This is a genomic window from Pseudomonas sp. BF-R-26 (assembly GCF_019947395.1).
Taxonomy (GTDB): domain Bacteria; phylum Pseudomonadota; class Gammaproteobacteria; order Pseudomonadales; family Pseudomonadaceae; genus Aquipseudomonas; species Aquipseudomonas farris.
Genome location: NZ_JAGYGK010000006.1, coordinates 314,723 through 340,723, shown reverse-complemented (window position 1 = coordinate 340,723; position 26,001 = coordinate 314,723). Strand labels below are relative to the sequence as shown.

The window sequence follows — 26,001 nt, the reverse complement described above, 5'->3', positions numbered from 1 at the left end:
AAAAACAAGCAACCTCCATGGATAGCCCCTGTCGATATCAACATGTCCCCGCTATTCGTCATCACACCCTACCCAGGTTGTCAGCATTTATGGCGGGCTGAAAGCGGCTAACTGAATGATCAGGAGGTGGCTATGAGCTGTCCGCTGTGTGGAAACACTAATGCGCTGGAAGATCTTTCGTTCGGGGGTGGCTTGCGCATTTATTGTGAGCCGTGTGGTGGTTTCTATCGGATTTCAACAACCCTGAATGCCTTGGCCGACGGAAAAACCTATGACACCGAGCGCACTCGAGCCCGACTGAAAAAGAAGCGTGAAACCGACAAATTGGAAGACCAAGAGCCGGCGCTAGGCGCGGAGGACAAAGACCTGCTCGTCGAGCCAAACTGATGTGTCGCGCAATAAGCATGCGCCCCAGCGAACGACGCGCTGGGTGTGGGAAGGTTATCTCTGCGAGGCGATTGCGGTAGATGCGCACACAAGGACTCGCCTGACCCTGAAGCCGGGTTTCGAACGGGATTTCAGGCCAGGCGAGCGTGCCAGATCCATGCGAGTTTTAATCCTGAGAACGCTTAAGCGGCCCGGTTAATGATGAGCCTGTGCCACTCCGCGCAAAACCGTCGCAGCGGCGGATTGAGATCGAGTGCTGGCAATGTTTCCCAGCGACACGACGCCAACCAGACGCTTGTCTCGGTTGAGCACGGGCAGGCGACGCAGTTGCACGTCCGCCATGTTTTTTGCCACATGCTCTATGTCTTCATCCTCAAAGCAATAGCGGATGCCGCCAGTCATTACTTTACTGATAGGGGTTTTGCCAGGGAGTCCTTCGGCTACAGCTCTGATGGCTATATCCCGGTCCGTGATCATGCCAATCAGACGCTCTTGCTCCTCAACCATGATGGCGCCGCTATCGATCCTGGCCATCATGTTCGCGGCCTCCTGGATCGTCTGGCTTGGCTTGGCTGTTAAAACATCTTTCGTCATAACTTCCGAAATCTTCATGAAAAGACTCCTTTAAAGTGCTGCTTCAGTAATTAAGGGCTGCCAGTTTTTTTGACTTTGGAGGGGAAGGGCGGGTTCAGATTGTTTTATCCCCACTCGTCATGGTGACGGATTGATTGGGGCGGGTCATGGTGCTCAGGCCCTAGATAGGCTCTATCAATTCTGAGCCCTGGTTCTTCACATTGCCCACGGCCATGTCCACTTTGAACCATTCGAAGGCATCGCAAGGTTCGCGTTGCTGCAGGAGTATCTGCTCGGCGCGCTCCTTGGGCGTGTAGGGATCAATCCATTCCCGCGCCAGTTCGGGACTGAGCGTCACAGGCCGACGGTCGTGAATATCCACCATGCCACCCTCACTGTCCGCGGTGATGATCACGAAGCCGTCATGCTCGTCCGGCTCCTTTTCGTACCTTGGATACTGACCAATTGCGGCGCACAGGATCGGCGCGTGATCCTTGCGACGGATCAGGTAAGGCTGTTTCTTCGGACCGCCCTCGTAAACCCATTCAAACCAGTTGTCGATGGCAATAATTGCCCGGTGCGGCCATATCTCCTTGAAGAATGGATCGTGGGCGACTTTCTCAACCCGGGCGTTGATCGGTGTCGCGTGATCCCTGGCCCAGTGCGGTCGCCAGCCCCAACGAACCCTGTCGGCGTGCAGCATGCCGCTTTCCTCGTGGAACAAGGCGAGCTGAGTCGACGGCGCGGCGTTGTAGAATTCGAGCGGCTGATCGCCAGCATTGTTGACCAGGGCGTTGGGCATACTCAACGCCGCCACGAACTCGTGAACACCTCGATACTGCGAAAGTCGTCCGCACATGGCTGAGCCCTCATGCTATTCCTGAGCTTAGACAATAGTTTCAGGGTGGGGCGTACCCCGAACAGCCGAAGTCGGATGGGGGTCAATGAACCGCTGAGGACCTGGGAACCGGGACGTGATCAAATCTGGAAATCTCTTTGATCCAGAAACGACGATATTTAGTCTGGTCTGGCGCCAGCGGTTTGTGATTTGACCAGGGATGCTCAGTTTTCAAGCTGGCGCGGTACACCTCCCACTCCTTCTCCTCGGCCACTTCCTTGGCCCTTTTCTCATCATCGAACCAGCCAAGTACATAAACCTCGCCCTGATCCATTCCATGCTCGATCAGCAGATAGATATCTTTCATAAGCTTGAACCCACTACTACACGTTCTGAAATCCCCTAATGCCGGGGCATTGTTTTGACTATCGGCAGGTACTTTCGACTATTGAGTATTGTCGATGAACGGCGCGAAGTCGAACTTGTGTTCGATAGCCTGGCCGATCGCGCCGCACAGGATCGGTGTCGCGCGGCCCCTGGCGGCGCGGATTCGGGGGTTTCTTGATTGATGTCAATCGCCTGAGTCGAGCTGCTCTGTATTCTCTGGAGAAACCGACAGCTGAATTGAGGGCGAACATTCATGCTCTATCCGCTGTTTCTAACCTTTCATCTGTTTGCCGCTTTGATCTTTATCGGCACGGTGTTCTTCGAAGTCCTGTTCCTGGAGAGCATCCGCAAACAGTTGCCCGCCAAAGTGATGCTGCTGGTCGAGGAGGGTATTGGTCGCCGAGCCCGCACCCTGATGCCGTGGGTGCTACTGGTATTGTTCGGCGCGGGGCTGGGCATGGTCTGGCTGCGCTATTTGCCCGTCCTTGCAACGCCAATGGCCTCATCGTTCAGCACCTTGTTGCTGTTGAAAATCATGGTCGCCGTGAGCGTGTTGCTGCATTTCCTGGCCGCCATGTTTCTGTTCAAAAGCGGCCGAATGAACGCTCGATACCTGCATTTCATCCATGGCAGTGTGTTCTGCCATATGGTCGTCATTGTGCTGCTGGCCAAGGGGATGTTTTACCTGACGTGGTGAGCGGCCTTGCCCCAAGGTCTGTCCTGCAAGCACTTGGCTTGCGCTTGATACAAGTCAAGGAGCATTGATCGCCTATCCCGGACACTGTTGATCCGCAGCCAGTCTCGGAGACCTGTCATGCTCGATTTTTCTCACGCCCCCGGCGATCTGATCGCTCGGTGCGATCAGGGCGTACTCGACCCCAACTGCCATGCCGACACGCAAAAGTTTCATGACGGCATCGGCTCTCTGGATTTGCTTCGTGCCTTGCGCGTCAGCCGCCAGAAACGACGCCCGATCGCCCTGAACGTGCAGCTGCCTTCCAGCCTCAAGCCATCCTTTTGTTCCCCGCGCGATGTCGCCTGCGAGCACGGCGAAATCGAACAGTACCTTCAACGCCTGGAACAGGAGATCGACCTCGTCGGTTGTCATCTGGGAGCGGAGCAACGGGTCGAACAATTTCATCTGAGCGGCGGAACACCCACCATCGCTCATCTCGAACGCCTGATGAATCACCTGCGTGATCGATTCAACTTTCTCGAGCATGAGTGCGGCGACTACAGTGTCGATGTCGACCTTCACCATACCGATTGGTCGACCATGGGCGCGTTGCGCAACCAGGGATTCAATCATGTCAGCATTGGCGTTCCGGATATCGACACCGACTGTGATATGTCGGTGGCCTGCTACCAGAACCCGGCCCCTATTCATTCACTGATTGATGCCGCCCGCACCTTTGGTTATCGATCGATCAATGTCGATCTGGGTTTTGGTCATGCCTGGCAAACGCCAGAAAGCTTCGCGCTGAAGCTGGCGGCGATCATTGAGCTGGAGCCGGACAGGCTGATGGTGTTCGACTATGCCCGACCACCACGCCGCTATCGGCCAAGGCTCGGCGACAAGGTCAGGGAACTGTGCAGTCAGGACGATAAAGGCGCGATGCGCCAGATCGCCTTCGAACAGTTGATCGCCGTGGGCTATCACTACATCGGTATGGGGCAGTTTGTGCGGCCCGACGATGATCTGGCGATCGCTCAGGAGCGGGGCCGGTTACGTCGCACGTGTGACGGTTTTACCCGTCACGGCTATTGCGACCATATCGGCTTCGGTTTGGGGGCTATCAGTCAGATCGACGATTTGTATACGCAAAACACCGACGCCATCGAGCGTTATCAGCAGCAACTGGACCGGGGCCAATTGCCGACGTCTCGTGGCTGGCGTTTCGAGGCGGGGGATCAGATACGACACATGGTCATGGAGCGACTGGCGTGTGATCAAGAGCTGGATATCCGCGTCATCGAGCGGCGCTATGGGCTGATTTTCTCCAAGTACTTTGCATCTGTCTGGCCATTGCTGGAGCAATTGAGTCGCGACGGGTTGATTGAATTGTCGGACCGTTTCATCAGCATTCTTCCCGCCGGCCGGCCGGAAGTGGATGCCATCTGCAACCTGTTTGAAAAGGATTCGGACAGTGCAAGGCATTAACCCACCTGCGAGTCGATTGATCATGAAACCTGCATTCGATTTCGATCGAGCCCTGGTCGAAAAGTATGACCGTCCCGGGCCGCGCTATACCTCTTATCCCACGGCGCCGCAGTTTCATCAGGCGTTTGCCGTTGACGACTACCAGCGTGCCGCCTCCGACAGCAACCTGGCGGCGGTGCCCAAGCCGTTGTCGGTGTATATCCACATTCCGTTCTGCAAGAGCCTTTGCTACTACTGCGCCTGCAACAAAATCATTACCCAGAAAACCCATCGGGCCGTCGAATACCTGACGTACCTCAAGCGTGAAATCGTGATGCAGGCCGCCTTGTTCGACAGCTCGCGCAAACTCACGCAACTGCACCTGGGCGGGGGCACGCCGACGTATTTGACCAGTGAACAGCTGGCGGACCTGATGGACTGCCTGCACCAGGCGTTCGACATGGACGACAGCGATGATCATGAGTTTTCCATCGAGGTCGATCCGCGCACCATCAACACCGAGCAAATCCAGTCGCTGCGCCAACTGGGGTTCAATCGTCTGAGCTTCGGCGTACAGGACTTCGATCCCGACGTACAAACCGCGGTCAATCGCCAGCAAAGTGAAGAACAGATCTACGCGCTGGTCGCGGCGGCGCGCGAGGCGCAATTCAAGTCGATCAGCGTCGATCTGATTTACGGCCTGCCACTGCAAACGGTGCAGAGTTTCGACGTCACCCTCGGCAAGATCATCGCCCTGCGTCCGGACCGGATTGCCGCTTACAGCTACGCCCATTTACCGGAGCTGGTGCGCGCGCAACGGCTGATTCGCCCGGCGGACATGCCGCCACCGGAGCGCAAGCTGGAGTTGCTCGAGCTGACGATCCGCCGTCTGACCGAAGCCGGTTATGTCTATATCGGCATGGATCATTTCGCCTTGCCGGACGACGAGCTGGCGCTGGCCCGCACCCATGGCACCCTGCAACGCAATTTTCAGGGCTACTCGACCCATGCCGACTGCGACTTGATCGGCCTGGGAGTGTCTTCGATCGGTAAGGTCGGCGACAGCTACAGCCAGAGCGTCAAGGAGCTTTCGCAGTACTACGCCCGTATCGATCAAGGTTTGTTGCCGGTGCATCGTGGTTATCGCTTGAGCGCTGATGACTTGCTGCGCCGCGAAGTGATCAGCGACCTGATGTGCCACGGCAGGATCGATTTCGCCAAGTTCGAAGCCGGTCATGGCATTTGCTTCACCGAGTATTTTGCCGATGCGCTGACGCAACTGGACGAGCAGGTGCGTGACGGACTGTTGCAGATTCACGGCGACGAGTTGGTGCTGTTGCCGCAAGGGCATTTGATGATGCGCAGTGCCGCGATGGCATTTGACGCCTATCTGGGAGGGGAGCAAAAAGGCCGGTTTTCCCGCACCGTTTGAGGCTTCTGGCGCTCTGGCGCGAGGAATTTTATCGAGTTGATTTCAATCAAGGGCGGGGCACACAGCGCTCCCTAACATTGCCGCAAGCCCCTTTGAAATCTGCGAGCTCATGACAATCCATCAGCCTTCGATACATGGCAACCTGCGCATCTGGAGCGTCGGGCTGGTGGTGATGGTCTTGCTGATGATCGCAGCGCTCGCGACGGTGCAGGCCAAGTCATACGGCGACATCGAGCAGCAGCGCATCGAGAAGGTTTTCCCTCAAACCGATTCGGTGTCCGCAGCCGAAGGCAAGTTCAAGGTGCGCACGCTGTCCGCCGCCGGCAAGGTCATCGGTTATGTGTTCCAGAGCCTGGATGTGGTGGATATTCCGGCCTACTCGGGCAAACCCATCAACACCCAAGTGATCCTCGACACCGCCGGGGTGATTCAGGACGCCTATGTGCTGGAGCACCACGAACCGATTCTGCTGATCGGCATTCCCGAGGAAAAACTCCACGGTTTCAGCGCCCGATACAAAGGGATCAAGGTCAGTCAGCGGGTGGTGGTCGGCCATTCCAGCGACCCGAGCGCGGTCACCGTGGATGCCATCGCCGGCGCAACCGTCACCGCCATGGTGGTCAATGAGGTCATCATGCGTGCCGCCCATGAGGTGGCCGTATCGTTGAAGCTGATCGAGGACAGGGGCGGGGTGGTGAACAAGCCCGCCATCGTGCGCCAGGATTTTTTCGAGCCTGCTACCTGGGAGCAACTGACCGGTAACGGCGCCATTCGCCGGTTGAACCTGACCCGTGGGCAGGTCGATGCCGCCTTCAAGGGCACCGAAGCCGAAGGCGTCGACAACGCTGGCCCGGATCAAGTCGATGACACCTTTATCGAGCTGTACACCGCCGACTTGAACCCGCCGACCATTGGCCGCGCGTTGCTGGGCGATAACCAATATCGCTTTCTCATGCAGGAACTCAAACCCGGCGAGCAGGCCATCGTGGTGCTGGGGCGTGGGCTGTTTTCCTATAAAGGCTCGGGTTATGTGCGCGGCGGGATTTTCGATCGGGTGCAATTGCGCCAGTTCGGCAACGTCATCAGCTTTCGCGACATGGACCATCAGCGACTCTCCGATGTATTTGCCGAGGGCATGCCCGAGTTCAATGAAATGTCGATTTTCATTGTCCGCAAACCGGCCGGATTCGACCCGGGATCGCCCTGGTCGCTGGAGCTCCTGGTGCGGCGTCAGACGGGACCGGTCAGCGGCACCTTCAGCAGCTTCGAACTGCCTTATCAACTGCCCGAGCCCTACCTTGAGCGACCCGCGCCCAGTGCCGAAGAACAGGTGGCCATCGAGGAAGCCAGCCGGCCGATGTGGTTGAACATCTGGTACCAGAAACACTTCCAGATCGCCGTCCTCGCGAGCGCGTTGTTGCTGCTGACGGCCATCCTGTTCCTGCAAGACAAACTCACCCGCCGGCCACGTTTTCTGCACTGGCTGCGTCGTGGTTACTTGCTTTTTACCGTGGTCTTTCTGGGCTGGTATGCCCTGGGGCAGTTGTCGGTGGTCAATGTCCTGACCTTTGTGCATGCGCTGTTCGAGCAATTTCGCTGGGAGCTGTTTCTCACCGATCCGCTGATCTTCATGCTCTGGGTCTTTACCGCCGCGAGCATCCTGCTGTGGGGCCGTGGCGTGTTCTGCGGCTGGCTGTGCCCGTTTGGCGCCTTGCAAGAGTTGATCAACGAAGCCGCGCGCAAGTTGAAAATTCCCCAGTACGAATTGCCCTTTGCGGTGCATGAGCGGCTGTGGGCGATCAAATACATCATCTTGCTGCTGCTTTTCGGCATCTCCCTGGAATCGATGTCCACCGCCGAACTGTTCGCCGAGGTGGAACCGTTCAAGACCGCCATTACCCTCAAGTTCGACCGCCAGTGGTGGTTCGTGCTCTACGCGGTGGGGCTGCTGGTGATCAACATTTTCACGCGCAAGGTCTATTGCCGCTACATCTGCCCCTTGGGTGCGGCGCTGGCGATCCCGACCAAATTACGCCTGTTCGACTGGCTCAAGCGCCGCAAGGAATGCGGCAGCCCCTGCCAGTTGTGCGCCAAGGAATGCGAGATCCAGGCGATCCATCCCGATGGCCGGATCAATGCCAACGAGTGCCACTACTGCCTCGATTGCCAGATGACCTACCACAACGAAGACAAATGCCCGCCGCTGATCAACAAGCGCAAGAAGCGCGGCAAACCGGCCCCCGTGGCGGTGCAGCTGATACCTGTCGTGGAAGTGCCGGCTGCTGAATGAAGCTCGCGAGCGCACGTCCGCAGTGACCGTTTTATCCCTTCAAGGAGTACGCAACATGACTGACACAGAATCCACAAAACCCGTGCAGGAAGAAGAACGCGCGGGACTCAGTCGTCGCGGTTTTCTGGGCAGCAGTGCCGTCACCGGTGCGGTGCTGGCGGGCGCCACGACGTTGGGCGGCGCAGTGTTCAGCCGCGAGTCGTGGGCGGCCGCAGTCAAGGATGCGCAGGCGAAAATCCATGTCGGCCCCGGTGAGCTGGACGAATACTACGGCTTCTGGAGCGGTGGTCATCAGGGCGAAGTGCGGGTGCTGGGCGTGCCGTCTATGCGTGAGTTGATGCGTATTCCGGTGTTCAACGTCGACTCGGCCACCGGTTGGGGCCTGACCAACGAAAGCAAACGGATTCTGGGCGACAGTGCAAAGTTCCAGAATGGCGATTGCCATCACCCGCATATCTCCATGACCGATGGCAAGTACGACGGCAAATACCTGTTCATCAACGACAAGGCCAACTCCCGGGTCGCGCGCATCCGCCTGGACATCATGAAGTGCGACAAGATCCTCACCGTGCCGAACGTGCAGGCCATCCACGGCCTGCGTCTGCAAAAAGTGCCTTACACCAAGTACGTGTTCGCCAATGCCGAATTCGTCATCCCGCACCCCAATGACGGCAGCACCTTCGACCTGCAAGACAAGAACAGCTTCACCATGTTCAACGCCATCGATGCCGAGAAAATGGAGATGGCGTTCCAGGTGATCGTCGACGGCAACCTGGACAACTCCGACGCCGATTACACCGGCAAGTACGCCGCGTCCACCTGCTACAACTCGGAGAAGGCTTACGACCTTGGCGGCATGATGCGCAACGAGCGCGACTGGGTCGTGGTGTTCAACATCCCGCGCATCGAGGCTGCGATCAAGGCCGGCAAATTCATCACCCTGGAAGACTCGAAAGTGCCGGTGGTCGACGGTCGTAAAACCGATGGCAAGGACTCCGAATTCACTCGCTACATCCCGGTGCCGAAGAACCCCCACGGCCTCAACACCTCATCCGATGGCAAGTACTTCATTGCCAACGGCAAGCTGTCGCCAACGGTCTCGATGATTGCCATCGACCGGCTGGACGACCTGTTCGCCGATAAATTCAAGGACCCGCGCGAAGTTATCGTTGCCGAGCCGGAACTGGGCCTGGGGCCTTTGCACACCACCTTCGATGGTCGCGGCAATGCCTACACCACGTTGTTCATCGACAGCCAGGTGGTGAAGTGGAACATGGAGGAAGCGATACGCGCCTACAAGGGCGAGAAGGTCAATTACATCAAGCAGAAGCTCGACGTGCAGTACCAGCCTGGCCATAACCATGCTTCGCTGACCGAAACCAGTGAAGCGGATGGCAAGTGGCTGGTGGTGTTGTGCAAATTCTCCAAGGACCGCTTCCTGCCGACCGGGCCACTGCACCCGGAAAACGACCAGTTGATCGATATTTCTGGCGAAGAGATGAAGCTGGTGCACGACGGTCCTGCGTTTGCCGAACCTCACGATTGCATCCTGGCGCGCCGGGATCAGATCAAGACCCAAAAAATCTGGAACCGCAACGACCCGTTTTTCGCCGCCACTGTGGAGCTGGCCAAGAAAGACGGGATCAACCTGGAGACCGACAACAAGGTCATCCGCGACGGCAATCATGTGCGGGTCTACATGACCTCCATGGCGCCGGCCTATGGTCTGACCGAGTTCACCGTCAAGCAGGGCAACGAGGTCACCGTGATCATCACCAACATCGACCAGATTGAAGACGTGACCCACGGTTTTGTCATGACCAACCATGGCGCCAGCATGGAGATCAGCCCGCAGCAAACGTCTTCCATCACCTTCACCGCCGACAAGGCCGGCCTGCATTGGTACTACTGCAGCTGGTTCTGCCATGCACTGCACATGGAAATGGTCGGTCGGATGAAGGTCGAGCGGGCCTGACGGTTGGCATTCGACGGGAGCGGGCCGATGACCGAAATCAAGGAAAGTCCGGTAAAGGCCATTGCCCTTGTGCTCCTGTTGATGTCAGGCGGGGCACTGGCGGCGGTGCAACCCATCACCACGTTGCCGTTGTGGGTTGACGCTGAACAACGCTGGCACTTGCCGGCGGGCGAGTACCGTGGCTCGTTCAGCGTCGATGAACCGATGCAGATTGTTTGCGACCCCGGCGCGGTGTTTCAGGCGCAAGGGCAGGGCAACGGCGTGATTGTCAGCGCGCCCGATGTGCGGATTGAGGGCTGTACCTTTCTGGATTGGGGGCGCGACCTCACGGCCATGAATGCGGCGGTGTTCCTCCAGCCACAGGCCCGTGGCGCGGTGATTAAAGGCAATCGCCTGCAGGGCCAGGGCTTCGGTATTTGGGTCGACAGCACGCAGGATGTGAGCCTGATCGACAACCACATTCAGGGGGATCCGGCGCTGCGCTCCCAGGATCGTGGCAACGGTATTCATCTGTACGCGGTGCATGGCGCCCGGGTCATCGGCAACCAGGTGCACGACACCCGCGATGGCATCTACATCGACACCTCCAACGGCAACCTGCTGCAGGGCAATACCCTGGAAGACCTGCGTTACGGCGTGCATTACATGTTTGCCAACGACAACCGGCTGATCGGCAACACCACCCGCCGCACCCGCACCGGCTACGCCTTGATGCAAAGCCGCAAGCTCACGGTGATCGGCAACCGCTCCGAACAGGATCAGAACTACGGCATCCTGATGAACTACATCACCTATTCAACCTTGCGCGACAATTTCGTCACGGACGTGCGCGACGGCTCGACCGGCGACAGCATGATCAGCGGCGCCGAGGGCAAGGCGCTGTTCATCTACAACTCGCTGTTCAATACCATCGAACACAACCACTTCGAGCACAGCGCCGTGGGCATTCACCTCACCGCCGGCTCCGAAGACAACCGCATCGCCGACAACGCGTTTATCGGCAACCAACGCCAGGTCAAATACGTCGCCACCCGCTTGCAGGAATGGTCGGCGGATGGCCGGGGTAATTACTGGAGTGATTACCTGGGCTGGGATCGCAACAACGATGGCCTGGGCGATATCGCCTACGAACCCAACGACAACGTCGACCGCTTGCTGTGGCTGTACCCGCAGGTGCGGCTGTTGATGAACAGCCCGGGGATCGAATTGCTGCGTTGGGTGCAACGGGCCTTTCCGGTGATGAAATCGCCGGGCGTCCTGGACAGCCATCCACTGATGAATCCCACCACACGACCCCTGACCCAGGAGCCCACCGCATGAACGTCATCGACATGGAAGGCGTCAGCCAGCGCTATGGGTACACCACCGTGTTGCATCAGTTGAACCTGAGCCTGGGCGAAGGCGAAGTGCTGGGCTTGTTCGGGCACAACGGCGCGGGCAAGACCACCAGCATGAAACTGGTGCTCGGTCTGCTCCAGGCCAGTGAAGGATCGGTCAGGGTGTTCGGTCGCATGCCCAGTGATCCGCACGTTCGGCGTTTGCTGGGCTATTTGCCGGAGAACGTGACCTTCTATCCGCAGATGAGCGGCCTGGAGACTTTGCGTCATTTCGCCCGACTCAAAGGCGCAGCGCTCGCGCAGGTGGACGTGCTGCTGGAGGAAGTCGGCCTGGCGGGCGCGGCGCATCGACGGGTCAAGACCTATTCCAAAGGCATGCGCCAGCGCCTGGGACTGGCGCAAGCCTTGCTCGGCGAGCCGCGTTTGTTACTGCTCGACGAGCCGACCGTCGGCCTCGATCCCATCGCCACTCAAGACCTCTATCGGTTACTCGATCGGCTGCGCAGCCAGGGCACCAGCATCATTCTCTGTTCCCACGTATTGCCGGGAGTCGAGGCGCATATCAACCGTGCAGCGATTCTGACCCAGGGGCGCCTGCTGGCCCTCGGCAGTCTGCGCAGTTTGCGCGAGGAAGCCGGGTTGCCGACGCTGATTCGCGCCAATGGCCTCAAGCACACCGAGCCATTGCAGCGATCCTGGAACAACGCCGGGCACGTCACCCAGCGCTGGGGCGTGGAGGGCCTTGAAGTGGCTGCGCTCAATGGCAACAAATTGGACCTGTTGCGCGAACTGCTTAATGAACACGAGCCAGCTGATGTGGAAATCGACCCGCCGTCCCTGGAGGACATCTACCGCTATTACATGGGCCGGGCCGGTGCGACCCCCAGTGGAGAGACTGTATGAACCCGATCTGGAACATGGCCCGCAAGGAATTCAATGACGGTTTGCGCAACCGCTGGTTGTTGGCGATCAGCCTGTTGTTCGCCGTGTTGGCGACCGGCATCGCCTGGTTGGGTGCGGCGGCTTCCGGGCAATTGGGCTTCACCTCGGTGCCCGCCACCATCGCTAGCCTCGCCAGCCTGGCGACATTCCTGATGCCGCTGATTGCCTTGCTGCTGGCCTATGACGCCATCGTTGGCGAAGACGAAAGCGGCACGTTGTTGCTGTTGCTGACCTACCCGCTGGGACGCGGGCACATCCTGCTCGGCAAGTTCGTCGGTCACGGATTGATCCTGGCGCTGGCGACCCTCATCGGTTTTGGCTGCGCGATGCTCGCGATTGCGGTGCTGGTGGAGGACGTCGAACTGAACCTGCTGCTCTGGGCGTTTGGACGATTCATGCTGTCGTCGACGTTACTGGGCTGGGGCTTTCTTGGGCTGGCCTATGTGCTGAGCAGTGTGTCTGCCGAGAAATCCACCGCCGCCGGGCTGGCGCTGGGGGTCTGGTTCTTCTTCGTGCTGGTGTTCGACCTGGCGCTGCTGGCATTGCTGGTGCTCAGCGAAGGGCAGTTCAACCCGAAGGTGCTGCCCTGGTTACTGCTGCTCAACCCCGCCGACATCTATCGCCTGATCAATCTCTCCGGTTTCGAGCCCGGCGCCGGCAGTGCTGGCGTGCTGACCCTGGGCAGCGATTTGCCTGTGCCGGGCTCGATGCTCTGGTTGTGCCTGTTGCTGTGGGTGGCGGTGCCTTTGGGCTTGGCCTGGCTGCTGTTCCGTCGACGGGCGACATGAATTCACACCTTGGTTTTTGGAGCATCTGACGATGAGTAATCTGTATTCGACGACGGCACGCGCCGTGGCGGGCCTGATGGTTTGTCTGCTGCTGGCGGCCTGTGACAAACCCGTGCAAGCCACCTACAACGATGCCGCCGCTGCTTTTCATCCCAGTGATGAATGCCATGTTTGCGGCATGATCATCGACGGCTTCCCCGGGCCCAAGGGCGAAGTGGTCGAGCGCAGCGGCATCAAGAAATTCTGCTCCACGGCGGAGATGATCGGTTGGTGGCTGCAACCGGAAAATCATCATGGCGAGGCCCGGTTGTATGTTCACGACATGGGCCGCAGCCCGTGGAACGCACCCAATGACGCCCATCTGATCGATGCCAAGGATGCGTTTTACGTGGTCGGCACCCAACTCAAAGGCGCCATGGGTGTAGTGCTGGCGTCCTTCTCCAGCCAGCAGGCTGCGGAAAAACTGGCCGCCGAGCAGGGCGGTCGTGTGCTGCGGTTCAGCGAGATCGATCAGGCGGTGCTTCAGCAGCAGACAGCGATGTCGCACTCGACTCATTGATCGGCGAGCCATCGAGAAAAGTGATCGCCGTCAAGTCGATATTTCTGCGTCTGTTCAAAGATAGGGGCTCACAACGTCCCCAGTGCTTGGCATTAACGATGCCCAGGAGAACATGATGCAAACCGAGTTTCAGGATCGTCTGGCGGTGATCACCGGCGCCAGCTCCGGGATTGGCCTGGCGTTGTGCGCCGCGCTGTTGCCGCGCGGGGTCAAGGTGCTGGCGATGTCACGCACTGTCGGTGAATTGCCAGTCTTGCAGCAGATCTACGGTGAACGGCTGCAATGGTGCGCCGGGGATGTCACTTGCCAGGACAATCTTCACGAGCTGGCCCGTCGGGCTGCGGCGTTGGGGCCGGTGGATTATCTGGTGCCCAACGCGGGCATTGCCGAAATGGCCGACAGCCTGGACATGCCGGCCTTCCAGCGCCAATGGGCGGTCAACGGTGCCGGGGCGTTGAACACCCTGGCGGCGTTGCGCGGTGAGTTGGCGAACCCGGCTTCGGTGGTGTTTGTCGGTAGTTTTCTGACCGGTTCGAGCTTTCCCGGTCTGGCTGCCTGTATTGCCAGCAAGGCCGCGCTGGCGGCTCAGGCACGCACATTGGCGGTGGAGTTTGCGCGTTATGACGTGCGCATCAATCTGGTCTCGCCGGGGCCGACCGCGACCTCGATGTGGGACAACCTGGGGTTGAGCGATGGGGAGCTCGATGACGTCGCTGATACCCTTGGCAAGCGTCTGCTGCCTGGTCATTTTCTCGATGCGTCAGCGGTGGCCAATGTGATTGTTTTTCAACTGTCCCAAGGCGCCCGGGGTGTCTATGGGCAGGATTGGAAGGTTGATAATGGTTATACCTTGGGGTGATGGGGGAACTCACAATTTTGCGGATGTTCCCGGACCCTTGTGGGAGCGGGCTTGCCTGCGATGGCGGCGTGTCGGGTGACGTAGGTTTTGATGGTGTACATATCCGTTGCTGCGGTAACGACTACTATTGGTTCCGCCCTTACGGCGGGTCACTTTGGAAAAGCGCCAAAGTAACCAAAACGCTTTCGCCCCTGACGTACGGCCCTTCGCCTAGGCTCAGGGTACCCTCACTCCGGTCCTGCTCCGTGGGCCCGCCGCCATCGGCCATCCATGGCCGGGGGCGGCTACCGCGGCATCCTTGCCGCGGTGCCCACTGCGCAGAACCTGCGCTCGGCCTTCCGACGGGGCAGGTCAAGATCAACATCAAAAGCCAAAGCAAAGCAAAGCAAAGCAAAACAAAACAACAGGAGCCGTTCCCACACTGATCGTTCCCACGCTCCGCGTGGGAATGCCGCCGGGGACGCTCCGCGTCCCGCTGTCGACGCAAGGCTTGAGTCCTGCGCAATGGTGACGCAGAGCGTCACGGGATGCATTCCCACGCGGAGCGTGGGAACGATCATCAGGGTGTACACAACCCGAAATAAGGCCGGCCGGTAGGCCGCCTCGCGGTGCTTTTGCGGTACTCGCCCCCTCGAGAGGCCGAGTGGAGGTTCTGCGCAGTGGGCAACCCGGCATGGATGCCGGGTTAGCCGCGCACGGCCATGGATGGCCGATCGCGGCGGGCCCACGGAGCAGGACCGGAGCGAGGGCATGCCGAGCCTAGGCGAGGCACCGAACGAAAGGGGCAAAAGCGCTTTGGTTACTTTCGCGCTTTTCGAAAGTGACCCGCTGTAAGAGCGGAACCAATAGCCGCCGTGACCGCAGAAACGGATATGTACACCAAGACCTAATGCGAAGTCCCCTCCACAAACTCAATCTTATTGCCCACGTTGTACTTACCCGACGGCTTGTTCATCGGCAGTCGCTTGATCTCCTTAAGGGTATTACTGTCATACACAATCAGTGCGCCATCGCTGGCCCAGATGCTCAGCAACAAGTAGCGGCCATCGCGAGTGAATTCAACGTGGGCAGCCGTCTTGCCAGGCATTGGGCGCAAGGTGTGAGCGATTTCGAGGGTCTGTTTGTCAATCAAGTGGATCGCATCGTTGTCCGGCCCGAAGAACACGTCAGTCCAGGCATACCGCGAGTTGACATGACTGCGCATGAAGAACCCCGGCCCCAGGGTCGGAATTTCCTTGATCAGTTTCCAGGTCTTGAAGTCGATGACCGAGATCAGTCCCTTGCTGATATTCGGCGTGGCGAACACCCACTCACCGTTACGTTTCCAGTAGGTCCCGGACCCCAGGTGCGGCATGCCCGGCAGCGGTATATCGGTGACCACCTTGCCACTGTCGAGGTCGATCACCTGGCCGCCCTTGGCCTTGCGCGATGTGGCCAGCAGTTGCTTGTAGTCCGGTGAAAAGGAAAAGTCGTCCAGCACGTCTTCGGCCTGGATCCGTCGTGGTTCGAAGTCCGGTGTGCCGGCGCTCGACAGCTCCCAGACTTCCTTCACATCCTTGAGCGCCACGATGAAACTGTCTCGTGGCGGAGCGGTGTAGACCGCGCTGACCCGTGACGCGGTGCCGTCCTGGCCGATTGCGGGGATGGTTTTGACCAGCGACAGATCGCGGGCATCGAGCACCACCAGATTGCCGGGTAGATAGTTGCCCACCAGCACCCAGCGGCCATCCTTGCTCACCGCCAGGTTGCGGGTATTGAGCCCGGCGCGGACCTCGGCGATCAGCTTCAGGTTGTGCAAGTCGTACAGGCTGACCCAACCATCGCGTGAGGCCACGTAGACGAAGCGTCCATCCGGTGAGAACTTCGGCCCGCCATGCACCGCAAAGTGTGAAGCAAACCGCTCCAGCACGTCGAAACGATCGCCGTCGAGGATGTCGATGTGATGGTCGCCGGCTTCGACCACCACAAACAGGTTCAGCGGGTCGGCGCCATGCTGGGGCGTGTCGGGCAGTTTGCTGATGTCGGCGAGAATGGAATGACTGCCGCGAATGTCATCGTTACTCCAGGTGGGTGGGGTGGCGGGTGGTTGCTGAAGGTAATCAACCAGCGCGTCGATCTGTGCCGGACTGAATACGTTGGCATACCCAGTCATCTGACTCGCGGGCCGACCGTTCTGAATGACGCTGCGGATTTCATCGGGTTTGATCCGGCTCAGACTCTCCGGCAGCAAGGCCGGCCCCGTACCGCCGAAACGTTTGGCGCCATGGCAGCTTTGACAATGCTGTTGGTAGAGGTCGGCAGCCGCGTCGGAGGATGGAACCGTTGCGCCGGCATGGGCCGCGCCGATCCATAACAATGGGGCAAGCAGCATGCGCCTCATATCGCCACCTTACCGTGGCGTTGCAATACGGGAGCGGAGTAAAAGCGCGCCGGGTATTCCTGCTGTTGGGTAGCGAACAGATCGACCACTTTGCCGATCACCGTCAGCGTCGGAATGCCCGGTGGGCAATCCAGCGCCAGGGTCGGCAACTGGTGCAACTTGCCTCGGGCGACGTGCTGGTCGGGGCGTGTGCCATTGCTGATCAGCGCCGCCGGTGTATCGGCGGCCATTCCGGCTTCGATCAAGCGCTGGGCGATAATTCCGAGGTTCGATAACCCCATGTAAAACACCAGGGTCTGGCTGCTGTCGGCGAGGCTGCTCCAGGGCAGTGACAACTCACCATCGCGCTGCAAATGCCCGGTAATGAAGCGGCAGGAGTTGACCAGATCCCGGTGGGTCAGCGGAATGCCCGCGTAAGCACTGCAGCCGGAAGCGGCGGTGATGCCCGGGACCACCTGGCAGTCAATGTTGCGTTGCAGCAGATACTCCAGCTCCTCGGCGCCACGGCCGAATATGAACGGGTCGCCACCCTTGAGCCGGACCACGCGCTGCCCCGAATCGGCGAGATCGGCGAGCAGTTCGTTGATTTGTTCCTGGGGCAGGCTATGGCAGCCGCTGGCCTTGCCGACGTAATGCCGGGCGCAGGTGAGGGGGATCAACGTCAGCAGCTCGGGGCTGATCAGGCGGTCGTAAACCACGGCGTCGGCCTGCATCAACAGGCTCCAGGCACGCAGGGTCAGCAAGCGTGGATCGCCGGGCCCCGCGCCGACCAGGGCCACTTCGCCCGGTCTGAACGGGGACGCAAGTGCGGCCGGTAAAACAATCGATGGGTGCATGGGACGTCCTTGGTTCTTCATCAGGTGGGCCGGCCCCATCCTTTGCAAGATGGCTCGCCAGGCGGGTGCTTCAGTGCATGACGCAAGGAATGGTCATTAATGGCGGCATACCGATTTCTTCATCGCTGAGGTGGCAACCGGGGTCCTGGCCCCAGAGGTCGCCTTCGGCCCAGGCGCGGGTGCGGGTATTGCCGTTGCAGATGTTCAACCAGCGGCATTGACCACAACGGCCACCGACGCCGCGCGGATGCACACGTAGCTGCTGCAACAAGGCGTCTGGCTGGTCCAGCCAGAGCGTGCGAAACGGCGTATGCCGGACATTGCCCACCGAGTGCTGCCACCAATAGGTGTCGGGGTGCACTTCGCCGGTGTTGTCGATGTTGGCGATGCCGCTGCCCGAGGCGTTGCCGCCCCAGGCCCGGAGCATGTTTTCCAGGCGCGGCTGATGTTCGGGTAAACGCAGGCCCACCCATTGCAGCAAGAGAATCGCGTCGGCATCGTTGTTGCCGCTGACAAAATCGCTGTCGCGACCGTGCTCGATGTCTTCCCAGGCCCGTTCGAAGATCAACGTCATCGCTTCGCGGCTCATCTGCTGCCGGGCGTCGAGCTTGCGGCTGCGTTTGCCACGACCGCTATAGTTGAGGTGCGACAGATAAAACTTCTGCACGTCGTACTCGCGCATCAGCGCCAGTAATTGGGGCAGTTGTTGATGGTTCTCTTGGGTCAGGGTGGTGCGCAGACCGACGCGAATGCCTTGTTCGCGACATAGGCGGATCGCCCGCATGGAACTGGCGAAACTGCCCTTGAGTTGGCGGAACGCATCATGGGTGGCTTCCAGGCCATCGATGCTGATCCCGACATAGTCGAAATTCGCTGCGCGGATCTGCGCGATGTTTTGCTCATTGATCAGTGTGCCGTTGGTGGACAACGCGACAAAGAAACCCTTGGTGCGGGCGTAGGCGCTGAGCACAAACAGATCGTCGCGCAACAGCGGTTCACCGCCGGAAAGAATCAGCACCTTCACCCCGGCGTCGTGCAGATCGTCGATCACGGTCAGTGCGGCGGGCGTATCGAGTTCGTCGTGAAAGACGCTGTCGGCGGACGTGGCGTAACAGTGTTTGCAGGTCAGGTTGCAGCGCCTGAGCAGATTCCAGATCACCACCGGCGGACGGTTGCTGCCCGGTGGGCTGGTTCTGGGGGCAGGCGCCTGGCCGGTCAGGGCACGCAGGTATTGGCTGATCCTCAACATGCAAATCTCCTTGAACAAGCGCGTGTTCAGCGTGGCACTGGCGGCAGCCGCAAACCGGTTTTCTTCAGGATGCGGCTGCTCACCAGCATCTCGTCGGCGACGCAGGCGTCGCCCAGCAAGTAGCGCAGGTGTTCGCGGTAGCTGTCGATTTCCTCGCGGCTGCGGCCGTGGACCATGGCGAACAGGTTGTAGCGCCACGCGGTTTTGCGCGGGCGTCGATAGCAGTGGCTGACAAAAGGCTGCGCACCGATCAGCGCCCCGAGGCGCGGCATGTCCGTGTCGCGCACATCCCAGACCGTCATGCCGTTGTAGCGATAGCCCAGGCGATAGTGGTTGGGGACGGCGGCGATGCGCCGGATGGCGCCCTCGGCCTGCAAACGCTTGAGCAAGTCCAGGGTGGATTCGATGCTCAGCCCCAGCTGTTCGGCGAGCCAGGCCCACGGATCGTCCAGCAATGGCAGGCCGGCCTGGGTCAGCTCGATCAGACGCTGAGCCAGGGTGTCTTCAGACCGGGAAGTACAGACCGACATGGTAGGTCTCCTCTTTGGGCAAGTTGAGCAGCGGCAGACCGGTCAGGGTTTCGATGTGCTGCAGGGTCTCGGCGATGCCTTGTTCGGTCGGGCAGCCGAGCACGAACCACATGTTCCAGGCGTGTTCGCGGCGGTAGTTGTGCGCCACTTCAGGCAGGGCCTGCAGTTGCTCGGCGACGTCTTCGAAACGCTCCTCCGGCACCGCCAGCGCAGCGAGGGTGAAGGCGCCGCCGAGGCGTTCGATGTCGAACATCGGGCCGAAGCGCGTGAGCATGCCGTCTTCCAGCAGTTCATGGAGGCGGTCGAGCAATTCGGTGCTGCTGCTCTCCAGTTCGGCGGCCAGTGCCTGCCACGGGTGGCGCACCAGCGGCAGGCCCAGTTGCAGGCGGTTGATCAGCCGACGGTCGAGGTCATCCATGGTTGGGGGCTCCGGTTGGTGAGGGGGTAAAGCGTCCGCCGCACTGTTTGAACGCGTGAGTGCTGAACAGCAGTTGGTGGGGCAGGTCGCTCAGCAGGTGTTTTTCCAACAACGCCTGGATCTGCGCTTCGACCCGCTCACGTTGGCGCCCATGAACCATGCAAAAGAGGTTGTAGCGCCACTGCGGCAAACGCCGTGGCCGTTGATAGCAGAGGGTAATGCCGGGCGCTCGCCCCAGGCGCTGGCCGACTTCGTCGATCAGCGCGTCCGGAACATCCAGCACCAGCATGGCGTTGGCAGTAAAACCCAGCGCGCGATGGTTGAGCACCAGGCCGATCCGGCGAAACAGCCCTTGCTCGAGCCACTGATGCATTTGCGCGAGCACCTGGTTTTCGTCGGCGTCTATCCGTTCGGCGAGGGCCTGATAGGGGCGCGATACCCGCGGCAATCCGCCTTCCAGATGCCGACGCAGCGCCAGTGCCTGTTTGGAACTCAACCCCGGTGTCATGAGCTTTCTCCCAGGGCAAAACCGAGGTCGATGCGGTAAGCGGTCAACATCGGCAGATCCAGCGGCATGAGGCCGGTGTCTTTCTCAAGTTGTTCGAGAACGCGATCGATGTGTTGGCGATCAGGGCCGGTCAGCACAAACCACAGGTTGTAGAAATGCTCCCGCGCATAGTTATGGTTGACCTCGGGATACTGGCTGACGTGCTCGGCGACCTGTTGCAAGCGTTCGGCGGGCACGGCGAGCGCGGCGAGGGTGCTGGCCCCGGCGCGACTGTGTTCGAACACCGGGCCGATCCGTGAGAGGGTGCCGGCCTGATCCATTTCTTCCAGGCAAGCCATCACCTGGGCCACGCGGCAACCGAGAATCCGCGCCATCTCTTTGTAAGGTTCCGCGCACAGCGGCATGCCATGCTGGAAGCGGTCGATCAGTTGGCGGCTGAGCAGGTCCAGGTTCATTTCAATAGCCCATTTTTTGCGCGCGACTGCTGAAGAAGATGCCGCTTGGCGCGGTGGCGGGTAGGGTGCTCAGCTGCTTCAGGCTGTACGGGTCCCAGACCTGAACCTGATCGCCATCGCGTAACGACAGCCACAACTGATCGCCGCGAGCGGTGAATTCCATGTGCAGCACCGCCGGCCCTGGCCGCAGATCGGCGACCACGGCATGGGTTTCGCTGTCGATGACTTGAACCCGATCGTTGTCCGGGTAGGCGAAATTGACCCACAGCTGCCGACCGTCCGGCCGCGACGTGACGAACACCGGTTGGCCGGCCACCGGGATGGCAGCGGTCTGCTTCCACGTGCGCGAATCCATCACCAGCACCTGGTGACGGCCAACGGCGGGCACGAAGGCCTGGTGATCGGCGACGGCCCAGCCCTCCAGATGCGGCATTTTGTAGACAGGCAATTTCGCCTGGCCGCGCCCGTAACCACCGAGCACTCGTTGCACCCCGCGCTCCGGATGCCAGAGATCGAGTTGCGCCATGCCGTCTTCGCCGAACAGTCCCGCCATGTAATAGCGACCATCCGGGGTGACCAACGCGTCGTAGGGTTGCTGGCCGATGTCGGTGAATCGGCTGATCCGCGGCGTGTTGCCCTGACTGAAATCGGCGGCCCAGATCTCGCCGGTATCGAACAGGCTGAATACAAAACGCTGACCGGGCGCGTCGACCAGGCCGACCACCCGTGAGCGCTTGCTGCCATCGGCCAGGGGCGTGGCCGGAATGTCGGCCACCAGTTGCAGGGTTTCGGCATCGAACACCTTGACCCCGCCGGGCACGTAGTTGGACACGGCGATGAGTTTGCCGTCCTGACTGATCGCGCCGCCGATGCTGTTGCCGCCCTGTATCACCCGTTGATCGATGCGTTGGGTCAGCAGGTCGATCTTGCTCAGCCCACCGTCGCGACCGAACACATAGGCATAACGCTGGTCGCGGGAAAACACCACCGAGGCATGGGACAGATCGCCCAAACCCTCGAGTCGGACCAGTGCCGTGCGGGTGTCGCTTTCGATGATTTGCACGCTACCGGTGGCGCGCTCCACCACCACGCCCAGATCGCCGGTACCACGCAACGGTGGCTGAACACACGCGGACAACAACAGCCCGGTCGCCGCTAAAAGCAGGGTTGAACGGATCATGGTGCGGGATATCCCTGGAGTAGAAGATCGACCAGCCAACGGATGTCATCCGGGCTGAGCAGCGGGGCCCAACCGGGCATCGCGGTGCCGGGCCGGCCTTGGCTGACGGTGGCTATCAGGCTGTCCCTGGATTTGCCCGCCAGCGTTGCGCGGGTCAGGTCGGGACCCAGCCCGCCGGTCATGTGCAGGCCATGGCAGGCGCCGCAGTCCTGGGCCAGCAGGTGTTCGAGTTGTGCCTGACGCTTGGCGTCGGGCGCGGCAACCGAGGTTGCGCAAATGAGGAGGAGGGCCGCCAGAATCGCAGCGTGTCGATAAACCTTCATGACGCCCTCCAGTTGGCTATTTGAGACTCAGGACCCAGGTTGCAAGTGTCTTCGCTTCTTCATCCGTCACCGGGTTGGCCGGCATTGGCATCGGGCCCCAGTTGCCTTGTGTGCCGTTCTTGATGTGGCTGGCCAGGGTGTCCACGGCCCCGGCCACGCCAGCGTTCTTGGCCGCGACATCCTTGAGCGCCGGGCCGACAATCTTGGTGTCGATGGAATGGCAGGCGGCGCAGGGTTTGCTCTTGAACAGCGCCGGCCCGTCCTCGGCAGCCATGGCCGGCTGCACGCTCAGCGCAGCGGTCAGGGCGAACAGTGAAAACAGAGTATTTTTCATGATGGTTCCTTGCATTGATGGAGCTCAATAGATGTCGTGTTGGGTGTTGTAGACGTTGAATTTTCCGGTGGGAGTGATCAGTCGTTTGTCTTTTATGACTGATTTGAGCTTCAGCGTTTTGTCGTCGATCACTACCAGCGCCGATTCCTCTGACTGACCGCTCCACACGGAGAACCAGACTTCATCGCCGGCCTTGTTGTATTCCGGCTGTACCACCCGCATCGCGCCTTGCTTGATGCCGGCGTACTCGGCGATGGGCAGCACGGTGTAGCCGGCGTCGAGTTTGTCGATGTTGAACACCGCCACCGACTGGCTCAGCTTGGCGTCGGGGTTGAGGGTGGTGTCGACATACAGGTGACGGGAGTCAGGGTGGGTTTTGATAAACAGCGATCCGCCGCCCTGGCCCTTGAGTGAGGCAACCTGTTTCCAGGCGTATTGCGGGTGTTTGACCGGGTCGGTGCCGATCAAGGAGATGCCGTCATCACCCAGATGGCTGGTGGCCCAGACCGGGCCGTAGGTCGGGTGGTTGAAGTTGGCGCCGCGCCCCGGGTGAGGGGTTTTGCCGACCTCCACCAGGGCTGCCAATTTGCGATCTTTGGAGTCGATCACGGCGACTTTGTTGGAGTTGTTGGCGGCGGTCATGAAGTAGCGGTGCGTGCTGTCCCAACCGCCGTCATGCAGGAACGGCGCGGCATCGATGTAGGTGATGGTGAGGTTTTTGATGTCCTGGTAATTGACCAGCATGACCTTGCCGGTTTCCTTGACGTTGACGATGAACTCCGGCCATTCATGGGAGGCGATGATCGCCGCGACCCGGGGTTCTGGATGGTATTCCTGCTTGTCGACGGTCATGCCGCGGGTCGAGACGATCTGTTTGGGCTCCAGGGTTTCGCCATCCATGATGGTGAATTGCGGTGGCCAATAGGAGCCGGCGACGGTGTATTTGTCTTCGTAGCCCTTGAACTTGGAGGTCTCCACCGAGCGCGCCTCGATGCCCACTTTGACTTCGGCGACCTTGGTCGGCTCCACCGGCCACAGGTCGATCATGTCGATCCGTGCGTCTCGACCAATCACCAGCAGGTAGCGACCGGAGGCGGAGATTCGCGAGATGTGCACCGCATAACCGGTCTCGATCAGCTTGACGATTTTCTTGCTGTCACCGTCGATCAGGGCAATCTTGCCGTCATCGCGCAACGTCACCGAAAACAGGTTCGGCAGGTTGAGTTTGCTCAGTTGCTTCTTCGGACGATCCTCAGGCTTGACCAGCACTTTCCAGGTTTTCAGCGTCTCGGCCATGCCCCATTCCGGCGGCGTCGGCGGCGCGTGCTGAATGAACTTGGCCATTGACGTGATCTGATCCTTGGTCAGCGCATTCGACGTTCCCCAGTTCGGCATGCCCGCCGGTGAACCGTAGGTAATCAATGCTTCCAGAAACGGTTGCCCGCGGGACTGGGTGATGTCCGGTGTCAGCGGTTTGCCGGTGGCGCCTTTGCGCAGTACGCCATGGCAGCCGGCGCAGCGCTGGAAGTAAATTTCCTTGGACGAGTCGAACTCGGCCTGACTCATGTCGGGCGCTCCGGCGGATTTGACCATCAGCGGGCTAGTCGCAGCGGCAGCGGGCTCGTTGGCTCTAGCCGCGTGAGTCACCGCAAGGGCCAGCGCCGAACACAATGTGGCGACAGTCAGAGCAAACGTTTTTCTATTGCTGATCAGCATTCCATTTCTCCTCAGGCAAGACCTTTGCGATGTGCTGAAACGGCAGCGCAGAACGCAGGTTCTTAGTGCCGTGCAAGGCTATGCCCGAGCAGGCCAATGCTCGCTTGACCGCGATCAAGTTTGCCGGCCATGTCACTTGCCAGGTTGTCGCAGGGGCCCGTAGCGTGTGGCTTGAATCCGCTTTTGGAACAGACAGCCCATGGACCGAATCCAGTCTTGCGAACCCTTCTATCAACCGCTCAACAATGAGGAGGTGCTGTTCGAGCAAGCCTGGCGACACGGCATGCCGGTGCTGATCAAAGGCCCGACGGGATGCGGCAAGACCCGCTTTGTCCAGCACATGGCCCATCGGCTGAAACTGCCGCTGTACACCGTGGCTTGCCATGACGATCTGAGCGCCGCCGACTTGATCGGCCGTCACTTGATCGGTGCCCAGGGCACTTGGTGGCAGGACGGGCCACTGACCCGTGCGGTGCGTGAAGGCGGCATTTGTTATCTGGACGAAGTGGTCGAAGCGCGCCAGGACACCGTGGTCGTACTGCATCCACTGGCTGATGATCGTCGCGAGTTGTTCCTGGAACGCACCGGCGAAGTGCTGCAGGCGCCGCCGTCATTCATGCTCGTGGTGTCGTACAACCCCGGCTACCAGAACCTGCTCAAAGGCATGAAACCCAGCACCCGACAACGCTTCGTGGCGATGCGTTTCGGCTATCCACCGGTGGCCGATGAAGAGCGCATTGTCGCCCGGGAGGCGCAGGTAGACAGCGCGCTGGCGGCGCAAGTGGTCAGGTTGGGACAGGCACTGCGCCGGCTCGATCAACATGACCTGGAGGAGGTCGCCTCAACGCGACTGCTGATTTTCACCGCGCGAATGATCCGCTCCGGCATGAGCCCGCGTGAGGCTTGCATGGCCTGCCTGGCCGAGCCGCTGAGCGATGATCCGCTGACGGTTGCGGCGCTGATGGACGTGGTTGATGTCCACTTCGGCTGAGGCCAGACGCGTTGCGTCGGGTCACTTGCCGGGTGATCTGGCGATGTGGTTTTTCATTCTGGCTGAGCTGTCGGTGTTCGCCATCCTGATTCTGACGTTCGCCGTGACCCAGGCACTCAAACCGCAGCTGTTCGGCGAAAGCCGTCAGTTGCTCAACACCTCTACCGGCCTGGCGATGACCCTGAGCCTGCTCACCGCCGGGCTGTTCGCCGCGCTGGCTCAGGAGCAGGTCAAGCGCTCCCGGTCTCGCCCCGGCGCTGTCTACCTGCTGGCAGCGTTACTCGCCGCCAGTGTCTACGTGGTGTTGAAAATCACGGAATACCGACACTTGCTGGCCTCGGGGCTGGGCATGGAGCACAACACGTTTTTCACCCTCTACTGGATCCTCACCGGTTTTCATTTTCTCCATGTACTGCTCGGCATGGTCATCCTCGGATGGCTGGCCGAGCGTTGCCGTCGTGGCCTGTACAACGCGGCCAACCGCAGTGGGCTTGAATCGGGTGTGCTGTATTGGCACATGGTCGATCTGATCTGGGTCGTGCTGTTTCCGCTGGTCTACGTTCTGAATTGACGG

Annotated in this window: 27 protein-coding genes; 13 read left to right on the top strand and 14 right to left on the bottom strand. The window is 60.1% G+C overall.

The window, feature by feature from the left end; genetic code table 11:
- Positions 1-132: 132 nt before the first annotated feature.
- Positions 133-387: a hypothetical protein gene (locus KGB18_RS11225; protein ID WP_038982773.1), complete on the top strand. Its 255-nt coding sequence runs from the start codon at positions 133-135 to the stop codon at positions 385-387.
- A 195-nt stretch (positions 388-582) separates the two neighbouring features.
- Here the strand turns inward: KGB18_RS11225 and KGB18_RS11220 are convergent, their stop codons facing one another.
- The 3 genes from KGB18_RS11220 to KGB18_RS11210 form a co-directional block, all read right to left on the bottom strand.
- Complete coding sequence (locus KGB18_RS11220) at positions 583-999, bottom strand: CBS domain-containing protein (protein ID WP_038982771.1); 417 nt, start codon at positions 997-999, stop codon at positions 583-585.
- Positions 1,000-1,141: 142 nt separating this feature from the next.
- Positions 1,142-1,819 (bottom strand): SOS response-associated peptidase family protein, encoded by a 678-nt coding sequence (locus KGB18_RS11215; protein ID WP_123722294.1) that lies wholly within the window; start codon positions 1,817-1,819, stop codon positions 1,142-1,144.
- Positions 1,820-1,901: 82 nt separating this feature from the next.
- Entirely contained in the window at positions 1,902-2,165 is a 264-nt protein-coding gene (locus KGB18_RS11210) for a hypothetical protein (protein WP_048396972.1), read from the bottom strand.
- 273 nt (positions 2,166-2,438) lie between these two features.
- On the opposite strand from KGB18_RS11210, the gene KGB18_RS11205 reads away from it, so the two are divergent.
- From KGB18_RS11205 to KGB18_RS11160, 10 genes are all read left to right on the top strand, one after another.
- Complete coding sequence (locus tag KGB18_RS11205; RefSeq protein ID WP_038982768.1) at positions 2,439-2,882, top strand: CopD family copper resistance protein; 444 nt, start codon at positions 2,439-2,441, stop codon at positions 2,880-2,882.
- Between the two features lie 117 nt (positions 2,883-2,999).
- Positions 3,000-4,346 carry a coproporphyrinogen III oxidase gene (locus KGB18_RS11200; protein WP_123722295.1) on the top strand — a complete coding sequence of 449 codons (1,347 nt, stop codon included), beginning with the start codon at positions 3,000-3,002 and terminating at the stop codon, positions 4,344-4,346.
- Positions 4,347-4,368: 22 nt separating this feature from the next.
- On the top strand, positions 4,369-5,757 hold the full coding sequence (gene hemN / locus KGB18_RS11195; RefSeq protein WP_123722453.1) for an oxygen-independent coproporphyrinogen III oxidase: 1,389 nt from the start codon (positions 4,369-4,371) through the stop codon (positions 5,755-5,757).
- A gap of 109 nt (positions 5,758-5,866) precedes the next feature.
- A complete protein-coding gene (nosR, locus tag KGB18_RS11190; protein ID WP_223569893.1) occupies positions 5,867-8,047 on the top strand; it encodes a transcriptional regulator NosR in 2,181 nt (726 codons plus the stop codon).
- A 55-nt stretch (positions 8,048-8,102) separates the two neighbouring features.
- The gene (gene nosZ, locus KGB18_RS11185) at positions 8,103-10,022 is read left to right on the top strand and encodes a TAT-dependent nitrous-oxide reductase (RefSeq protein ID WP_223569892.1); all 1,920 of its coding nucleotides are present in this window, start codon (positions 8,103-8,105) and stop codon (positions 10,020-10,022) included.
- A 27-nt stretch (positions 10,023-10,049) separates the two neighbouring features.
- On the top strand, positions 10,050-11,342 hold the full coding sequence (locus tag KGB18_RS11180; RefSeq protein WP_223569891.1) for a nitrous oxide reductase family maturation protein NosD: 1,293 nt from the start codon (positions 10,050-10,052) through the stop codon (positions 11,340-11,342).
- Positions 11,339-12,262, top strand: coding sequence for an ABC transporter ATP-binding protein (locus tag KGB18_RS11175; protein ID WP_201060738.1), 924 nt, complete (start codon positions 11,339-11,341; stop codon positions 12,260-12,262). The genes KGB18_RS11180 and KGB18_RS11175 overlap by 4 nt, the downstream gene beginning before the upstream one ends.
- Positions 12,259-13,089 carry an ABC transporter permease gene (locus KGB18_RS11170; RefSeq protein WP_030130697.1) on the top strand — a complete coding sequence of 277 codons (831 nt, stop codon included), beginning with the start codon at positions 12,259-12,261 and terminating at the stop codon, positions 13,087-13,089. The genes KGB18_RS11175 and KGB18_RS11170 overlap by 4 nt, the downstream gene beginning before the upstream one ends.
- 31 nt (positions 13,090-13,120) lie before the next feature.
- Positions 13,121-13,648: a nitrous oxide reductase accessory protein NosL gene (locus KGB18_RS11165; RefSeq protein ID WP_123722299.1), complete on the top strand. Its 528-nt coding sequence runs from the start codon at positions 13,121-13,123 to the stop codon at positions 13,646-13,648.
- A 115-nt stretch (positions 13,649-13,763) separates the two neighbouring features.
- Complete coding sequence (locus KGB18_RS11160) at positions 13,764-14,507, top strand: SDR family NAD(P)-dependent oxidoreductase (protein WP_223569890.1); 744 nt, start codon at positions 13,764-13,766, stop codon at positions 14,505-14,507.
- 886 nt (positions 14,508-15,393) lie between these two features.
- On the opposite strand, the gene KGB18_RS11155 is transcribed toward KGB18_RS11160, so the two are convergent.
- The 11 genes from KGB18_RS11155 to KGB18_RS11105 all read right to left on the bottom strand — a co-directional run bounded on the left by KGB18_RS11155 (position 15,394) and on the right by KGB18_RS11105 (position 24,436).
- Entirely contained in the window at positions 15,394-16,887 is a 1,494-nt protein-coding gene (locus KGB18_RS11155) for a nitrite reductase (RefSeq protein WP_223569889.1), read from the bottom strand.
- Positions 16,884-17,723 carry a uroporphyrinogen-III C-methyltransferase gene (gene cobA, locus KGB18_RS11150; RefSeq protein WP_223569888.1) on the bottom strand — a complete coding sequence of 280 codons (840 nt, stop codon included), beginning with the start codon at positions 17,721-17,723 and terminating at the stop codon, positions 16,884-16,886. The genes KGB18_RS11155 and cobA overlap by 4 nt, the downstream gene beginning before the upstream one ends.
- A 70-nt stretch (positions 17,724-17,793) precedes the next feature.
- Entirely contained in the window at positions 17,794-18,972 is a 1,179-nt protein-coding gene (nirJ, locus tag KGB18_RS11145; protein WP_223569887.1) for a heme d1 biosynthesis radical SAM protein NirJ, read from the bottom strand.
- Between the two features lie 26 nt (positions 18,973-18,998).
- Positions 18,999-19,502 carry an Lrp/AsnC family transcriptional regulator gene (locus KGB18_RS11140; RefSeq protein WP_223569886.1) on the bottom strand — a complete coding sequence of 168 codons (504 nt, stop codon included), beginning with the start codon at positions 19,500-19,502 and terminating at the stop codon, positions 18,999-19,001.
- A complete protein-coding gene (locus KGB18_RS11135; RefSeq protein WP_008075024.1) occupies positions 19,477-19,920 on the bottom strand; it encodes an Lrp/AsnC family transcriptional regulator in 444 nt (147 codons plus the stop codon). Before KGB18_RS11135 ends, KGB18_RS11140 begins: the two co-directional genes overlap by 26 nt.
- On the bottom strand, positions 19,913-20,428 hold the full coding sequence (locus tag KGB18_RS11130) for an Lrp/AsnC family transcriptional regulator (protein WP_223569885.1): 516 nt from the start codon (positions 20,426-20,428) through the stop codon (positions 19,913-19,915). The genes KGB18_RS11135 and KGB18_RS11130 overlap by 8 nt, the downstream gene beginning before the upstream one ends.
- Positions 20,425-20,883, bottom strand: coding sequence for an Lrp/AsnC family transcriptional regulator (locus tag KGB18_RS11125; protein ID WP_123722306.1), 459 nt, complete (start codon positions 20,881-20,883; stop codon positions 20,425-20,427). Before KGB18_RS11125 ends, KGB18_RS11130 begins: the two co-directional genes overlap by 4 nt.
- 1 nt (position 20,884) lies before the next feature.
- The gene (locus tag KGB18_RS11120) at positions 20,885-22,063 is read right to left on the bottom strand and encodes a cytochrome D1 domain-containing protein (RefSeq protein ID WP_223569884.1); all 1,179 of its coding nucleotides are present in this window, start codon (positions 22,061-22,063) and stop codon (positions 20,885-20,887) included.
- Complete coding sequence (locus KGB18_RS11115; RefSeq protein WP_123722308.1) at positions 22,060-22,386, bottom strand: c-type cytochrome; 327 nt, start codon at positions 22,384-22,386, stop codon at positions 22,060-22,062. Before KGB18_RS11115 ends, KGB18_RS11120 begins: the two co-directional genes overlap by 4 nt.
- 16 nt (positions 22,387-22,402) lie before the next feature.
- Positions 22,403-22,720 (bottom strand): c-type cytochrome, encoded by a 318-nt coding sequence (locus KGB18_RS11110; protein ID WP_123722309.1) that lies wholly within the window; start codon positions 22,718-22,720, stop codon positions 22,403-22,405.
- A 24-nt stretch (positions 22,721-22,744) separates the two neighbouring features.
- Complete coding sequence (locus tag KGB18_RS11105; protein WP_411736815.1) at positions 22,745-24,436, bottom strand: cytochrome D1 domain-containing protein; 1,692 nt, start codon at positions 24,434-24,436, stop codon at positions 22,745-22,747.
- 199 nt (positions 24,437-24,635) lie between these two features.
- Here KGB18_RS11105 and KGB18_RS11100 point away from each other — a divergent pair, with 199 nt between their 5' ends.
- Both KGB18_RS11100 and KGB18_RS11095 read left to right on the top strand, forming a co-directional pair.
- Positions 24,636-25,427, top strand: a complete 792-nt coding sequence (locus KGB18_RS11100) for a CbbQ/NirQ/NorQ/GpvN family protein (protein WP_223569883.1) — start codon at positions 24,636-24,638, stop codon at positions 25,425-25,427.
- Complete coding sequence (locus tag KGB18_RS11095; protein ID WP_223569882.1) at positions 25,411-25,998, top strand: cytochrome c oxidase subunit 3; 588 nt, start codon at positions 25,411-25,413, stop codon at positions 25,996-25,998. Before KGB18_RS11100 ends, KGB18_RS11095 begins: the two co-directional genes overlap by 17 nt.
- Positions 25,999-26,001 lie beyond the last annotated feature (3 nt).

Bases quoted from the DNA above. Each gene is read 5' to 3' on its own strand.
- KGB18_RS11225 (WP_038982773.1), top strand. From the start codon at position 133: ATGAGCTGTCCGCTGTGTGGAAACACTAATGCGCTGGAAGATCTTTCG.
- KGB18_RS11220 (WP_038982771.1), bottom strand. From the start codon at position 999: ATGAAGATTTCGGAAGTTATGACGAAAGATGTTTTAACAGCCAAGCCA.
- KGB18_RS11215 (WP_123722294.1), bottom strand. From the start codon at position 1,819: ATGTGCGGACGACTTTCGCAGTATCGAGGTGTTCACGAGTTCGTGGCG.
- KGB18_RS11210 (WP_048396972.1), bottom strand. From the start codon at position 2,165: ATGAAAGATATCTATCTGCTGATCGAGCATGGAATGGATCAGGGCGAG.
- KGB18_RS11205 (WP_038982768.1), top strand. From the start codon at position 2,439: ATGCTCTATCCGCTGTTTCTAACCTTTCATCTGTTTGCCGCTTTGATC.
- KGB18_RS11200 (WP_123722295.1), top strand. From the start codon at position 3,000: ATGCTCGATTTTTCTCACGCCCCCGGCGATCTGATCGCTCGGTGCGAT.
- hemN (WP_123722453.1), top strand. From the start codon at position 4,369: ATGAAACCTGCATTCGATTTCGATCGAGCCCTGGTCGAAAAGTATGAC.
- nosR (WP_223569893.1), top strand. From the start codon at position 5,867: ATGACAATCCATCAGCCTTCGATACATGGCAACCTGCGCATCTGGAGC.
- nosZ (WP_223569892.1), top strand. From the start codon at position 8,103: ATGACTGACACAGAATCCACAAAACCCGTGCAGGAAGAAGAACGCGCG.
- KGB18_RS11180 (WP_223569891.1), top strand. From the start codon at position 10,050: ATGACCGAAATCAAGGAAAGTCCGGTAAAGGCCATTGCCCTTGTGCTC.
- KGB18_RS11175 (WP_201060738.1), top strand. From the start codon at position 11,339: ATGAACGTCATCGACATGGAAGGCGTCAGCCAGCGCTATGGGTACACC.
- KGB18_RS11170 (WP_030130697.1), top strand. From the start codon at position 12,259: ATGAACCCGATCTGGAACATGGCCCGCAAGGAATTCAATGACGGTTTG.
- KGB18_RS11165 (WP_123722299.1), top strand. From the start codon at position 13,121: ATGAGTAATCTGTATTCGACGACGGCACGCGCCGTGGCGGGCCTGATG.
- KGB18_RS11160 (WP_223569890.1), top strand. From the start codon at position 13,764: ATGCAAACCGAGTTTCAGGATCGTCTGGCGGTGATCACCGGCGCCAGC.
- KGB18_RS11155 (WP_223569889.1), bottom strand. From the start codon at position 16,887: ATGAGGCGCATGCTGCTTGCCCCATTGTTATGGATCGGCGCGGCCCAT.
- cobA (WP_223569888.1), bottom strand. From the start codon at position 17,723: ATGCACCCATCGATTGTTTTACCGGCCGCACTTGCGTCCCCGTTCAGA.
- nirJ (WP_223569887.1), bottom strand. From the start codon at position 18,972: ATGTTGAGGATCAGCCAATACCTGCGTGCCCTGACCGGCCAGGCGCCT.
- KGB18_RS11140 (WP_223569886.1), bottom strand. From the start codon at position 19,502: ATGTCGGTCTGTACTTCCCGGTCTGAAGACACCCTGGCTCAGCGTCTG.
- KGB18_RS11135 (WP_008075024.1), bottom strand. From the start codon at position 19,920: ATGGATGACCTCGACCGTCGGCTGATCAACCGCCTGCAACTGGGCCTG.
- KGB18_RS11130 (WP_223569885.1), bottom strand. From the start codon at position 20,428: ATGACACCGGGGTTGAGTTCCAAACAGGCACTGGCGCTGCGTCGGCAT.
- KGB18_RS11125 (WP_123722306.1), bottom strand. From the start codon at position 20,883: ATGAACCTGGACCTGCTCAGCCGCCAACTGATCGACCGCTTCCAGCAT.
- KGB18_RS11120 (WP_223569884.1), bottom strand. From the start codon at position 22,063: ATGATCCGTTCAACCCTGCTTTTAGCGGCGACCGGGCTGTTGTTGTCC.
- KGB18_RS11115 (WP_123722308.1), bottom strand. From the start codon at position 22,386: ATGAAGGTTTATCGACACGCTGCGATTCTGGCGGCCCTCCTCCTCATT.
- KGB18_RS11110 (WP_123722309.1), bottom strand. From the start codon at position 22,720: ATGAAAAATACTCTGTTTTCACTGTTCGCCCTGACCGCTGCGCTGAGC.
- KGB18_RS11105 (WP_411736815.1), bottom strand. From the start codon at position 24,436: ATGCTGATCAGCAATAGAAAAACGTTTGCTCTGACTGTCGCCACATTG.
- KGB18_RS11100 (WP_223569883.1), top strand. From the start codon at position 24,636: ATGGACCGAATCCAGTCTTGCGAACCCTTCTATCAACCGCTCAACAAT.
- KGB18_RS11095 (WP_223569882.1), top strand. From the start codon at position 25,411: ATGTCCACTTCGGCTGAGGCCAGACGCGTTGCGTCGGGTCACTTGCCG.